Origin of the sequence: Bacillus sp. FSL W7-1360 (assembly GCF_038592975.1) — a bacterium.
GTDB classification, from domain to species: Bacteria; Bacillota; Bacilli; order Bacillales; family Bacillaceae_D; genus Shouchella; species Shouchella lonarensis.
The window spans coordinates 969,109-982,659 of record NZ_CP151950.1; the positions used below are offsets into that span (position 1 = coordinate 969,109).

Sequence of the window (13,551 nt, forward strand, 5' to 3'; positions counted from 1 at the left end):
TTATGGAAGCAGAGAAGCCCCAAAGCCGAGCAAAGCCTGCGTGGCTTAAATGGTTCATTCGAATCGTATTGGCTTATATTGCGTTATTGGCGCTCATATTATCTATCACAATTATTACAGTAACAGGCACTTTTACGCTCATTGTGTTAGAAGGATTTACAGGGAATGCAGGACTAAGGGAATTTTCTGAGCGTTTTTTTATTCCCACGTCTGAATTTTTATGGCATCTCTTTATTTGGCTTGTGCCAGGGTTGTCATAGGTGATTGGATGGCTGTTGTAGACGTTGTCTGGATGAGTGCTCTTTTTTTACTGTTTTTATTAGCTGGCGTATTTGGCGGAATCACGTTAACGGCTTTCATGCGCGGAAATAAACATCTGTTAAAATGGAGCATTCCGCTTGCGTTGTTGTGTGCAATATTGTTTATCATTCTAATGTTTGTTGTGCTATTTCAATGAGAGGTGACTTATGGAGAAACTTGTGCAAGCAAAATATAAAACAGGTCGTTATATTGGTAAGCTCCTTACGATTGAAGAAGAGAATGCGCGTGCACTCATTCAAGTGCTCGCAGTGCTGAGGCATCCAAACCAAGGTGACTTGCATCATCCTAAGCAAATAGATGTCCCGCTGTTTCACCAACGGAAAGCACTGGCATATTTAGAAAAGACATGGGTGCCTGACTCGACTGTAAAGCCTTATACAGAAGAGGTGCCAGACTACGCTGCGTCGTTGCAAACCGCTTGGTGCAAGCAAATGGATGATTTGAAGAAGGATGAGGATAACGCATGGTGCAAACAAAGCATCGCTGCGCTTGTATTACTACGGAAAGAGTATAAATTTCCTCATAATGAAGGACGTCTTGACTAGAGACGCCCTTTTTTGATTTATTGTATGTCTAGCTGCATAAAAGTTCCCTTGTGTTTTCATTACATGATGCACGATATTCTTGCAGATGGTTTAGTAAACTGTCTAATTCTTGGGAGCATTTAACGGTTTGTGAAGCATTTAAGCCGTGCTTTTCAGCAAGCATCATCATTTCTTGTCGTTTCACTTCGATATTCATGTCCATATCAATCATCTTGTCCACTCCATCTGTGCATTTTTCAATCCACTCTGTATTATAGCGTATTTTCCCGAGAAGCCAACCTATTCAACAAAAGAAGTCAAACAAAATAAGTATTAGCGACTGTTCGACAGCTTCTTTGTCGTGTATTTCTAGATTTGCTAAAAAAAACTGTTGAAAATGATTCTCATTATCGTTATGATAGAAAAGTACATTTAAATAGGGGGAGATCATATTGTTTTTACAAATGAAGACGTTGGTTGTTGAAGAAGGTTATAGTGAAGCGATGGTTGAAAAATTTGCAGCAGAGGGCATCATCGAAGAACAACCAGGATTTATTGATTTATCGGTTGTGAAGAAGCGGAAGAAAAAACAAGGAAACGAAGAATTGCTCGTGTTGATTCGCTGGGAATCAGAAGCCGATTGGCAAGCGTGGGAGACGTGTGACGTGCACTTGGCGGGACATCGTGCCAATCGAGGGAAGCCAAAACCTTCATATATTTTAGATGGAACACAATACGTGTATCACCAAATTGGGTATAAATCTTATCGAAAGCCTGACCATTCATAAACATATATCGGTATAAAAAACGGGGGAGTGCCCGTTTTTTTATACCGATCCATTGATAATGATTATCATATTCATTCGCTTCAGAAAGGGATTGTGAAAAGCCATGTCAAATGAGAAACAAGTTGCCGAAAATGCTACGTTTCAAGCTTTCTTAAATAGCTATTCACGTGAAGTGTATGCAGGAGAACTGTATACCCTATCACAATGGCGAGAAATATGCCCATATGACAAGTATATGAAAGGTGCTCATGTGCTTGTACTGTCATTGCGATCGATGTCTACTCGACTTGTCATTGACGTGTGTCACTATTCGCTTGTAGGTAGGCATTCTTTTGGACAAGTGTTACGTGAGGCGTCGGAAGGAGCTTGGATTCTCGTAGAAAAGTTAGCAGCTGTCATTTTATTATTGCAGGAAATGCAACATCGTCCGTTAACACTTGGACAAGCTCCTTGCTTTGATGAATGCTTAACGCGTCTGATGGAAAGTTACCAGGCAATTGCTTACTACGTGTTGCAAAGAAGTGGGGAAGGAGAAGGTTTATACGATTGGCAGCAATCATTTATCGAATCGGAACAAGCGTTATTATTTGGTCACTGGTTGCATCCGACACCTAAAAGCAGGCAAGGAATGGCGATGTGGCAACAAACATATTATGCCCCTGAGCTCAAGGGAGCGTTTCAGTTGCATTATTTTCAAGTGGATGCTTGTATGATTCGGCAAGACACGGCACTAGACGTGCCAGCAACAACACTTGTTTGGCAGGAACTGGCGGACTTTGTTCCTAATATGACCTATGACCCGCAACGTCCAGTCGTTCCGATGCACCCACTGCAAGCGCAATGGTTATTACAGCAATCCTACGTACAAGAAGCGATACATAAAGGGATGCTCACATATATGGGTCCTCTGGGCAAACCATTTACAGCGACTTCATCTATTCGAACGGTTTACAGTCGGCGCAGTGCGTGGATGTTCAAATTTTCTATTCCAGTGAAAGTGACGAATTCTGTTCGTGTTAGTCGCATGAATGAACTGCGGGCGGGTGTCGCGGTGGCACGTTTGCTGCAAAAAACAGGGTCGTTCAACCAACGTACGTCTTTTCATATCATCCATGATCCTGCCTACATGACACTCGCTTGGCCAGGTATGCGTGAAAGTGGATTTGAAGTGATTTTACGTAAAAATGTATTTTCACCACCGCACGACAAAGGGATCTCTCTCGTTGCGACCCTTGTCCAAGAGCCGTTGCCGCCGTATCATTCTAAACTTGCATCCTTGATCAAGGCGTTGGCTCAAAAAGAAGGACGAAGCACAGAAGAGGTTGCTCTTGACTGGTATCGCTTATATATTAAACAAGCGATATTCCCGCTCATCCAATTATATGATGAACTTGGATTGGCACTTGAGGCGCACCAGCAAAATAGTTTACTTGATATACGGACGGGTTATCCGAATGCGAGTTATTACCGTGATAACCAAGGGTATTATTTGGCATCGTCTTATCGGGGGGAATTGTTACAAAAAGAACCGTCACTAGCAGATTTACCGGAGTTGTTTTTTGAGGAGTCGTTAATTGCCGATCGTTTTGGCTACTATTTATTCCAAAATCAAGCATTCTCGATCATTCAACGACTGGCAACGGATGGATTTGCGGACGAGCCCTTTCTATTAGGTGAACTCAAATGTCAGTTGCAACAATTACAACGAACGCTGTCTGGGGCAGGAAAACGTTTCCTCACCCATTTGTTTGAGAAAGACAATCTTGCATTCAAAGCGAATTTACTCACGTGCTTTCATGATATAGACGAGTTAACGACGCCGCTTGAACAGGCAGTTTATACAACGACACCGAATCCATGGAAAGAAAAAAATGTAGCTGAATGGAGAGGGGGCATCCAAGTTGGGGCGACAGCAACAAGAGACGCATAATGCGTTACGCATTCGCCGTCAACTCGTCGAGGCAATGTTGTTTGAAGGGATATTTCCTTGTACAGAAAAGTTGCTTCCTGATGGACGAACGTTATTCATCATTCATGCAACAGAAGAAGAGTATCATTGCATTGGGAAGCGCACGGCGTTTGGGCGGATTCGTTTAGCGGAAAAACTGATGACGATGATCAGTGATGGCCATTTGGAAGCAGAAGTTACAATAGAAGCGTTGCTATCATCACTGGCAAAAGCGGGGAATATTGCCCAGCTGTCAGAAGAATTAACGCGTACCCGTTTGTTAGCAGACTATAATGAAGCACATTTACCAAAACAAATGTCGCGCCGCGATTTATCCTACGAAGCACTAGAGTTGGCACTTGAGGAAGGGCATTTATATCATCCTTCTTATAAAGCACGCGTTGGTTTTACAATTGAAGATCATGTATCCTATGGTCCTGAGTTTCAGAAAAGCTTTCCTCTCCATTGGGTAGCGATTCGTAAAAAAGATATGCGCCTTGTGTTGCCAAAGGAAGAACAAAGTTTTTGGCAGGAAGAAATGGGGCGAGAGGTGTGGCGCAGCCTTGTGCTTTCCTTATGTCGACAAGGTGGACAATTGGATGAATATACATTTTTACCTGTTCATCCATGGCAGTGGAAAAAACTCAAATGTACGCAATTGGGGGAGGCGCTTTTAGCGAAAGATGTGATTGACCTCGGTTGCCTCGGGGATACGTACCAAGCAACACAATCGGTTAGAACATTAATGAATGCGACAAATAGTAAGAAAGCACATGTAAAACTAGCGCTGCAAATGAGACAAACATCTTCGGTACGGACGTTACCTGCGCATACAGTTTGTGCAGCACCGCCTATTTCGGCATGGCTTCAAGAAGTGATACAGGGAGATCCTTTTTTGCGAACGGGCAATCGATTGGCTATTTTAACAGAGTATGCGAGCGTGTGTTACGCACCACAGAATGCTCCTTGGCAAGAAGAGATCGCTGGGCAACTTGCTTGTATTTGGCGAGAAAGTGTAAGCACGCACGTAAAGGCAGGCGAAAATGCAATTCCATTTACGGCGCTCGCGCTCACAGAAGGAGATGGCGATCTATTTATTGCACCATGGCTAGTCAAGTATGGCGTAAATGAATGGGTAAAACAATTTTTGGAAGTGGCAGTGCTACCTGTGTGGCATTTGCTTGTTAATCACGGCATTGCTGTGGAAGCACATGCGCAAAACATGATTTTAATTGTTAAAGATGGTTGGCCAGTTCGTTTGTTGCTCCGAGATTTTCATGAGAGCCTTGAATATCACCATGAGTATGTTGCTGATCCGACGCTTGTGCCTGATTTTTCCACGATACATGAGGTATTTGCTAATGGCATTGTCGACCACTTTTACTGGATGTCTTCTGTAGAAGCGTTGCGTATGCTTGTGATGGATACATTGTTTGTTTTTCATTTGACAGAACTCTCTCATGCGCTTGCGGCGCATCATTATTTAAATGAGTCATCATTTTGGAAACAAGTACGCACGATATTGGCGGACTATGCGCGCGAGCCATTTGTGAAAGAAAGCCGTCTGAATCAGCTTGGTGCTGATGCTGCGTTGATTGGGGCAGAGTCGTTATTAAAGAACAAATTACTGGAAAAAGAGTGCCATCATCTTGTTTGTAATACGCTTTGTGAGGAGTTGGGAAAAGATGTTTTATGTTAATGATGAATATTACTCACAAGAAATGATCGAAGCTTACGAAAATCAGTTTTCTGCACACCCAATTTTAAAACGATGTGAACAGCTTCGTATCGCAGTTTGTCCCGATCATACTGGTATGTGGATTGCGTTTGTATTGTATGTGAAACGAAAGGGCGGCTCGGTGTTGCCGCTTCATGCACATATGCCCCAGTCACAAGCGGTGAACATGGCGGAGCAAGCGGGATGCGACTATTTGTTTTATCAAACATTTCATGAGGCGACTTCCTGCGCCGGGAATCAATATGGACAAGTTGGCACACTCATCCAGTTTAGCTCTGGGACAACAGGTGCACCAAAAATGATTGAACGTTCTTGGGCATCCATTGAGGAAGAATTGCTTCATTATACAAACCGCCTTGCTGGTGAACCATGGGATGTGACGGTGGTTGCATGTCCAACAACACATTCCTATGGCTTAATTAGTGGGGTGCTGGCGGCATTAAAAAGCGCATCAATGCTCGTCATCATCGTGAACACGAATCCGAAATATTTGTTGAAAAAGCTGCGGTCGTTGTCATCATATTTGTTATATGCAGGGCCAACGTTGTTATATACGCTGGCGCGATTTCAACAAAATCATGAACAGCTTGAGGCAGTAATGACCTCGGGCGCTTCTCTACCCCCATCTTGGCTTCAACTTTTACAGGCGCGGGCGACCCGGGTGTTGCAACAATATGGTTGTTCGGAAGTAGGCTGTATTAGTTTACACGCACATGTGGAGACAGCCGAAGTCGTCGGACGACCGCTATCGCATGTGCATGTAACGAGCGGCACGGTTGCGCAACCAGAAGAAATTGTTGTCCGTATCAATGAGCATATGGTGCATACAAGTGACATTGGTTATATAAATCATAAAGGAGAGATTTGTTTTTGTGAGCGCAAAGATGATGTCATTAATGTGGCTGGACTGCTCGTTTACCCTGGGGAGGTAGAGAATGTCTTACGGACCCATCCAGATGTTGATGATGTCATTGTATTTAAGAAACAAGATCCGCATGCGGGTGAACGGGTATGTGCGTGTTTCACAGCAAAGAAACAGGTACAAAAAGACACCCTTGTGTCTTTTTGTCAGCGGCATTTAACATCTTATCAAGTGCCAAGTACATTTATTCAAGTACCACGCATAGAACGAGGACAGAACGGAAAAGTCAATCGTAAACAATGGGCAGAGGTGTATCAATGAAACAAACAGAAGTGATCAATCTTTTAAACAAAGTTGTGAAAGAAGAGATGGGCATACAAATCAACGGATTGCTTACGGAGGATACGCGCTTGGATGAGGATTTAGGCATAGACTCTGTGCTTGTACTAGAGTTGTTGCTTCATCTAGAGATGACGCATGCGTTTGTCATTCCGGATGATATGATGACACCAGAAGATTTTCGTACAATTGGCACACTCACGCATTTCTTATGTTCGTGTGAGCGGGAAGTGGACAACAAAGATGATTAAAGTCCATTGTTTTGTGAGTTGTGTATGTGAAGTGATTAAAAAAGCAGGCATTGACCACCGTCCATATTACTTTGGTGTTTGGGATGCTGATTTTACTGTTGATGCAAATGACGTGCTGCGTTATCACTCTAAGCAAATTAATCACCAATTTTTTTGTGACTGGTATGAGCGTTTATACGGGATTGAACTGCATAAATGGTACAGTGAGTCTAAAACGAAGGAAGAGAACATCGTTGTTTTGGAAAAGCTCGTGATGGAAAAACCTTCGCACCGACATGTCATGGTGATGCTTGATTTATCGCTGTTGCCTGAGCGAGAAAACAAGTTTTGGCAAAAATCATTTCCGCATTACGTGATGCTTGAGAGAACGGAAGACCCCGATATGTGGATGATGTTTGATCCTGATTTTCGCTTTGAGGGACGTTTAAATAAGCAGCGAATTTTAGCAGCTGTGGCTGCGCCGTCTGTCTCTGGTGGGTATTATTTTGACGCGTCCCACATATACGCGCCGACCAGAGAAGTGGTTGATGCATATTTCCGTACATGCTTCAAAGCACAATCCCAACCTCTGACGGAGGCGGTGGCGGACATTGTCGAAGTGTATACGAATGGGGCGCGAAAAGAAACAATGGGACAACTACAAGAGGCGTTGAGACAACTACCTATTTTGGCGATACGTAAATATGCCTACGAGCATGCATTTGCTTTCTTTTTAGAAGCGGGTTGTTTGTCCGAGCAATTGTTTGCATATTGGTGTGATGAGATTGAACGTCTTGTAAAAGGATTTACAACCGTACAATACCGTTCCCTTAAAGTGGCAAAAAGGGATACAGCGGACCATCGTCACGCATTGTCGGAACAATTAATACAGCAATTTGAATGTGAAACAAACATAAAAAAAGCATTGTATGAGTGTTTTTTGCGTTGGACGGAAGCTGATGGTGAGCGAGAGGAGAAAAGCAATGAGCATATCACTTTGCACGATCACGTTTAGACATCATCTCCAATCGATCGAAAATATTGCTGCATGGGCTGCTAAAAATGATTTTGAGGGAATTGAATTATGGGGTGCGCACGCGCGCAATTTGGCGTGCCATGAAAAGTATGATGCGTTATGGATACAGTCGTACGGTTTATCAGTGAGCATGATTAGTGACTATCTCTCCTTTCATGTCTCAACAGAAGCAGTGTGTGATCATGTTGCCGAGTTGTCGGATTTAGCCAAACGTTGGCAAACAGATAAAATTCGTGTATTTGCAGGTGACGTCGCGAGTCAAGCTGCGACGTCATCAACGTACGAACAAGTAGTAAACACATTGCGCTTGGCATGTGAACAATTACAAGCACATGGACAGATGCTTGTTATTGAAACCCACCCTCACACATTGGCAGACACACCAGCGTCATTGTTGCGGTTAATTCAGGAAGTAGACTACCCTAATTTAAAGGTAAACTTCGACGTGTTACACATTTGGGAAAGTGGTGCTGATCCAGCCACAGTGTATAAAAGCCTCCAATCGTACATTGTTTATATGCATTTAAAAAATGTACGCGCTCGTGCAGACCTAGCTGTCTTTGCACCAGCGCAGGTTTTTTCAGCAAGTGGTGTAAGGGAGGGAATGACGTCGCTTTTCGGTGGCTGCATCAATTATGAGCGTTTTTTTAAGGAAATTGCACCAATAAACAAGGAGTTACCTATGGCTTTGGAGTGGTTTGGTGAAGCACCCTTCTCTGTATTACAACAGGATAAAAATGACTTGGCTCGTTGCTTATATCACACGTAGTTTTACATCATTTGGTGATTGACTTCACTTAGATATAATAGGTTTTTGACCAATCATGCAAAAAAGGGTTGACTGTTATAATACACCTGCATATACTTTTATTATACGAGAAGATATTCTCTGAGAGGGTGTGTGCGCGGTGGAAAAAGTAGAAAAAAAGAGGGAACAACCAAAACAGGAAGAACAAACGATTTTACAGATGATCAATGCATACCATGCGTGAAGGCGGTTTTTACCGTCTTTTTTCTTTGTCTTAAAAATGGACAAACTCGTTGGGAGCGGATAAAATTTACAACATAAGTCTTAAAAAGTGGGGGATATCTTTTATGAAGAAAAAACGACAACAACGCTTTTTGGTATATACTGTAGCCATTTTAGCCGTAGCGCTTGTGACATTTCTGGCGATATGGCAAGAAACATGGTATCGACTAGCTGTACTTGGTGCCCTTGTTTTTGTTGGGGTCATTGTCATGCTGTTGTTAGTGAAAATGAGGAAGTTCGATGCATATATTAAAGACGCGCCGCAACGTCTTTCTGTCGACAAGACTTTACCTGCTGAAGCCATTGACTTCGAGAAAATTGAGGAGAAAGAGCGGAAGTTAAAGGCACTTGACTCGGAGAAAACGCAAATATTTGAGGAGTTATTGAGCAAAACAAAAATTGAAGAAAGGGAGAAAATAAGATTGCGCGAGAAGATGGTTCGTGCTGATGAAGAGACTTCGCGTATTCGAACGGAATGGTTAAAGACGTCAGAGCGTTTCTCCTCACTTGTCCACGGAACAAAACGTTGGCTTTCACGTGACGGGGTGATGTCTGAAGTGGCATCATCAATTGACCCTGTCGTGCTTCGAGAAGGCACGATTGCTGAGTTAAACCGTGAAATTGGGCGGGTTGTTCCAAGTCTTTCAAAAGAGACCATTCACGGGATGAAAAGCGCTGGTTATGTTGACGAGATGTACCAACTTACACGCGCTGGTTATAAAGCATTAAAACAAGACAAGAAAAGCCAAGCTCATAAATAGTGAGCTTGGCTTTAGGGTTTAGGCGTAGCTTGCTTCTAGCTCAGTAACAAGGGTATCCACATACGAGATTGCATCGCGAATGGTTTGTGGGTCTTCCATATTTATCCCAACGATATTCAACAAGTCAAGCGGGCTTTTTTTGCCGCCTGTTTTTAAAAGTGAGAGCCATGCATCCATGATAGGTTGACCTTGTTCTTCATACAGCTTGTAAGCTTTTGTTGCGGCGGTTAAACCAGCAGAATACGTGTATGGGTACAAGCCCATATAATAATGGGGCTGCCTCATCCATGTGCGACCAGCACGCTCGTCAACGGTGACAGTATCCCCCCAGAACCCCTGTAATACAGCTTGCTTTTCTTGACGAAGGAGCGCTGCAGTAAGTGGGGTTCCTGCTTCGGCATGCGCATATATGCGACGCTGGAATGCACCCTCAAGAAGGTGGGTGACAAAGTTATGGTAATAAGTGCCAAGAAACTCTAAAATGACCCAACGTTTCATCCTAGAATCGTCACTTTGTTTCAGTAAATAGTTCCCCAAAAATAGTTCGTTCATTGTGGATGGTGCTTCAACAACATACATTGAACACTCCGTTGCGTTAAGTGGCTGGTGCTGATTGGCTAGGTGGAAATGACCAGCATGCCCAAGCTCGTGTGCCAATGTAAACGCACCACGCATGCTGTTTGTCCACGTGAGCAAGATGTATGGATGCGAACCATAAGGACTGGCACAAAATGCGCCTGTACTCTTTCCGATATTATCAGCGCGATCGACCCAACGCTCATCCCGTGCGGTCACAAGCATTTCTTGATACGCTGTTCCAAGCGGCGTAAGTGCTTTCATGACAGCATCAAAAGCTTCCTCGTAAGTTGTTTCTGGTTGGAATTCAGGGTCAAGTGGCGCTTTTAAATCACAAAAATAAAGTTCGTCTAAGTTGAGGACTTCTTTTTTTAGTCGTGCGAAGCGTTGCATAATTGGGGCAAGCTCATGATAAATGATATCAAGCTGATTGGTGTACATTGCCATCGTAACGTCTTGTTCATGCAATAGCATCGCCGTGGCAGATTCATAGCCACGTGATCGCGCCAAAACGACTTGTTTTTGTACTTCTGTGGCATAAAGTTGCGCATACGTATGCTCATACTGTTGGAGCGTTTGGTCGAATGCATCATAAGCGCGTCGACGTTCACCTGTATTGCTTGATTCTTCATAATGGTCTTCAAACCGAGCAAATGAGAGCGGTTTTTCTAAGCCATCTGCGCCAGTAAAAGTAGGGAATGCCATATCAGCCGCTTTGCTCACAGAATATGTGCTGTACGGGGCAGATAAAACTGGAGAGAGCGCTGCGAGTATTTCCTCTGTTTCTGAAGATAAAACATACGGTTTATCACGAAGAAGCTGATCTAAATAAACGTCAAAGCGCGCTAAACCAGGTTCTTGTTTACGAAATTCATTGATCTTCTTGTTTGGAAGCGCGGAAATATCTGCTTCAATTTTTGCCAATTGAGACTTTAATGACGCACCTACATGATCTGTACGGGTTTCGTTTGCTTGCGCTTGTTCATTTGTACCGTCTTCAGATAGACGTAAAGAGGAATAGTGAGAAACAAGCACATATTTCTCAAGAATCGTTTCTGCTGTTTGTAAGACACTGAGCAGCGTCTCTGCTCCTTGATCTAATGTTCCTTGATTGATGGATAACTGGTGTACATCTTGTGCTAAAGATTGCAATGCCTGTTCCCACTTGTGATCATCTTTGAAAAGATCGCTTAAGTCCCATGTTTGTTCGAGTGGGACGTTTGTGCGTTGCGTTAAATTCATGATTTTCCCCCTGACCATTACATTTTACGAATCCCTTTTATTATACATAACATTTCACATGATTGCATGGAGATATCGTTGCCTGGTGAAAGTGTGGATAGATGTTTATCTTTAATGTTATGGCAAAATTGGGTTATTTCATTAGTACACGTTGGCTAGTGCTGACATAAGGTATTAGTGAATCACAACTAAAAAGGAGGAAATACACTATGTTTTGCAAGAAACCGCAGCATTGTTGTCCGCCACCTAGACCTGTATGTAAACCTGTATGTTCGGCACCTGTTGCGCCTATGCAATGTGGGAAGGGGCCAGCGTCTCCCGTTCAATCAAAGCAAATGCCGGCTGTTGTACATCCGACAAAGCATCAAGTCGTTGAAAGTACACAAGAATATATCGTACCAGAAGTCCATCCTACGCATACAACGCACATAAAAAACCATGTTTATAAACACATCCATCAATATCCACAAACACAAAGCGTGGAGGAAAACGTAACAAGTGAACAATATTGTGAGCAGCCAGCACCATCGTATGGAGCTCCAAGCTATCCAGTGGCACCGTCAGCGTATGCACCTTCGAATGTGATGCCAGCTGCCAATGTTCCTGCACCTTCGAATGTCATGCCAACAGCCAATGCCCCGGCAAATGTGCAACCAGCGACAAAACCAGCAGCAAAACCAGCGGCAAACATGCCAGCAAATGTGCAACCAGCCGCAAAGCCGGCTACTAAGCCAGCTGCTAAACGTCCATATTGGGGATAGCATATGATCGGTAGGGCGAGTTTTTTCGTCCTATCGATCTGTTCCGTGTTTGGACAAGCGTGTAGGTATAAGTCGACTTGTCGAGTGATTATGATTGACTTTGCCACCAATTTTTGAAAAAATAGATGTACATGAAATTGGAGACAAGAGGTGATATCATGGGTAGCTTGGATACACGACTTAGCGCAAAAGACATTTTAGATCAAGACTTTAAAGTAGGTATGCGCGGTTATAACCAGGATGAGGTTGATAAGTTTTTAGATGCAATTATTCAGGACTATGAGGCTTTTCAAAAAAGAATTACGCAATTAGAACAAGAAAATGAACACTTAAGAAAGCGATCAGAGCGTTCTTCATCCGCGCGCGTGACACAATCAGTGAGTCCTTCTCCAACAGGTAACACAAATTATGACATTTTACAGCGGTTATCTAACTTGGAGAAACAAGTATTCGGAAGCAAAATGAGTGAGTTGGATTAATAAAATGATTCGTTTGTATACGGACGGGGCAAGTAGCGGTGATCCTGGTCCTTCTGGTGTTGGTATTGTTTATGTGCTTGCGGACGGTACAACAAAGGAAGACCGATATTTTATTGGTAGCGCAAGTAACCATGAAGCAGAGTTTATGGCACTACGTATTGGGTTGTTAACTTGTCTCCATCACGGCTGGCGTCAAGTAAGTGTTTGTACAGATGCTAAATTGGTTTGTGATAGTGTTGAAAAGCGTTATGTGAAAAATAAACATTTCAGCACACACTTGCAAGTGATTTTGAAGCAAGTCGATCAGTGTGAGCTTTTTTTTATTAAGTGGATTCCAAGTAAGCAGAATAAAAAAGCAGATGCGCTGGCAAAACTGGCTTTACGCGAGCCATTGAGGCGATTTAACGAGGAAGGCGTATAAGCACTCAAAGATGCTTCTCGCATCTTGCTGGAGGCGAAATTTTATGTTATAATTACAAGATCGCTTTAACGAGTCATCCTTTCAGGTAATCGCTGCGCCAAAAGCGTAGAGGAAAGTCCATACTCGCACAAGCTGCGATGCTTGTAGTGTTCGTGTCTAGCGAATTCATAAGCTAGAGTAGTCAGCATGTCTGGCTAACGGCAAGCGTTTTGCCTAAGTCTTTTAAGATACGGCATACACGCTTTGAAAGTGCCACAGTGACGTAGTCTGCTTGGAAACGAGTAGAGTGGAACGCGGTAAACCCCTCGAGCGAGCAACCCAAACAATGGTAGGGGCATTGTCTTGCCTGGAAATGAACAGAGCAAGATGAATGATGAAACAACTATGTTTCATTGTAGATAGATGGTTACCACCTGAGTACGAGGCTCATCCCCGTTTGCAGTACAAAGGAACAGAACATGGCTTATCGATTGGATGCAAGATGGCGTTACAAGC

At 43.3% G+C, this 13,551-nt stretch carries 16 protein-coding genes and 1 other RNA gene; 15 read left to right on the forward strand and 2 right to left on the reverse strand.

Features of this window, described 5'->3' with window-relative positions:
• Positions 1-2: 2 nt before the first annotated feature.
• From NSQ26_RS04845 to kapB, 3 genes are read left to right on the forward strand one after another with little or no spacing between them, the layout of a single operon-like run.
• Positions 3-260, forward strand: a complete 258-nt coding sequence (locus tag NSQ26_RS04845; protein WP_090775085.1) for a hypothetical protein — start codon at positions 3-5, stop codon at positions 258-260.
• 8 nt (positions 261-268) lie between these two features.
• Positions 269-457, forward strand: a complete 189-nt coding sequence (locus NSQ26_RS04850; protein WP_090775084.1) for a hypothetical protein — start codon at positions 269-271, stop codon at positions 455-457.
• A gap of 10 nt (positions 458-467) precedes the next feature.
• Positions 468-866 (forward strand): kinase-associated lipoprotein KapB, encoded by a 399-nt coding sequence (gene kapB, locus NSQ26_RS04855; protein WP_090775083.1) that lies wholly within the window; start codon positions 468-470, stop codon positions 864-866.
• A gap of 28 nt (positions 867-894) precedes the next feature.
• Here the strand turns inward: kapB and NSQ26_RS04860 are convergent, their stop codons facing one another.
• Entirely contained in the window at positions 895-1,077 is a 183-nt protein-coding gene (locus tag NSQ26_RS04860) for an aspartyl-phosphate phosphatase Spo0E family protein (protein WP_141769843.1), read from the reverse strand.
• 220 nt (positions 1,078-1,297) lie between these two features.
• On the opposite strand from NSQ26_RS04860, the gene NSQ26_RS04865 reads away from it, so the two are divergent.
• The 8 genes from NSQ26_RS04865 to NSQ26_RS04900 all read left to right on the forward strand — a co-directional run bounded on the left by NSQ26_RS04865 (position 1,298) and on the right by NSQ26_RS04900 (position 9,577).
• Positions 1,298-1,633, forward strand: coding sequence for an antibiotic biosynthesis monooxygenase family protein (locus NSQ26_RS04865; RefSeq protein WP_090775082.1), 336 nt, complete (start codon positions 1,298-1,300; stop codon positions 1,631-1,633).
• 103 nt (positions 1,634-1,736) lie between these two features.
• Positions 1,737-3,563, forward strand: coding sequence for an IucA/IucC family protein (locus NSQ26_RS04870; protein WP_499719447.1), 1,827 nt, complete (start codon positions 1,737-1,739; stop codon positions 3,561-3,563).
• Entirely contained in the window at positions 3,535-5,280 is a 1,746-nt protein-coding gene (locus tag NSQ26_RS04875; RefSeq protein ID WP_499719449.1) for an IucA/IucC family protein, read from the forward strand. Before NSQ26_RS04870 ends, NSQ26_RS04875 begins: the two co-directional genes overlap by 29 nt.
• Positions 5,267-6,502, forward strand: a complete 1,236-nt coding sequence (locus tag NSQ26_RS04880; RefSeq protein ID WP_499719450.1) for an AMP-binding protein — start codon at positions 5,267-5,269, stop codon at positions 6,500-6,502. Before NSQ26_RS04875 ends, NSQ26_RS04880 begins: the two co-directional genes overlap by 14 nt.
• Positions 6,499-6,771, forward strand: coding sequence for a phosphopantetheine-binding protein (locus tag NSQ26_RS04885; protein ID WP_499719452.1), 273 nt, complete (start codon positions 6,499-6,501; stop codon positions 6,769-6,771). Before NSQ26_RS04880 ends, NSQ26_RS04885 begins: the two co-directional genes overlap by 4 nt.
• A complete protein-coding gene (locus tag NSQ26_RS04890) occupies positions 6,764-7,765 on the forward strand; it encodes a DUF6005 family protein (protein WP_499719453.1) in 1,002 nt (333 codons plus the stop codon). The genes NSQ26_RS04885 and NSQ26_RS04890 overlap by 8 nt, the downstream gene beginning before the upstream one ends.
• Positions 7,734-8,555 (forward strand): sugar phosphate isomerase/epimerase family protein, encoded by an 822-nt coding sequence (locus NSQ26_RS04895; RefSeq protein WP_499719455.1) that lies wholly within the window; start codon positions 7,734-7,736, stop codon positions 8,553-8,555. The genes NSQ26_RS04890 and NSQ26_RS04895 overlap by 32 nt, the downstream gene beginning before the upstream one ends.
• A gap of 326 nt (positions 8,556-8,881) precedes the next feature.
• The gene (locus NSQ26_RS04900; RefSeq protein ID WP_090775075.1) at positions 8,882-9,577 is read left to right on the forward strand and encodes a hypothetical protein; all 696 of its coding nucleotides are present in this window, start codon (positions 8,882-8,884) and stop codon (positions 9,575-9,577) included.
• 18 nt (positions 9,578-9,595) lie between these two features.
• Here NSQ26_RS04900 and pepF read toward each other — a convergent pair whose 3' ends face one another.
• Entirely contained in the window at positions 9,596-11,395 is a 1,800-nt protein-coding gene (pepF, locus tag NSQ26_RS04905) for an oligoendopeptidase F (protein ID WP_499719456.1), read from the reverse strand.
• 209 nt (positions 11,396-11,604) lie between these two features.
• Between pepF and NSQ26_RS04910 the strand changes: the two genes are divergently transcribed.
• The 4 genes from NSQ26_RS04910 to rnpB all read left to right on the forward strand — a co-directional run bounded on the left by NSQ26_RS04910 (position 11,605) and on the right by rnpB (position 13,527).
• The gene (locus NSQ26_RS04910; RefSeq protein ID WP_499719458.1) at positions 11,605-12,156 is read left to right on the forward strand and encodes a spore coat protein; all 552 of its coding nucleotides are present in this window, start codon (positions 11,605-11,607) and stop codon (positions 12,154-12,156) included.
• Between the two features lie 158 nt (positions 12,157-12,314).
• Positions 12,315-12,635: a cell division regulator GpsB gene (gene gpsB, locus NSQ26_RS04915; RefSeq protein WP_499719460.1), complete on the forward strand. Its 321-nt coding sequence runs from the start codon at positions 12,315-12,317 to the stop codon at positions 12,633-12,635.
• Positions 12,622-13,056, forward strand: coding sequence for a ribonuclease HI family protein (locus NSQ26_RS04920; protein ID WP_245701059.1), 435 nt, complete (start codon positions 12,622-12,624; stop codon positions 13,054-13,056). Before gpsB ends, NSQ26_RS04920 begins: the two co-directional genes overlap by 14 nt.
• A gap of 77 nt (positions 13,057-13,133) precedes the next feature.
• An RNA gene (gene rnpB, locus NSQ26_RS04925) (RNase P RNA component class B) lies at positions 13,134-13,527 on the forward strand.
• Positions 13,528-13,551: the final 24 nt, after the last annotated feature.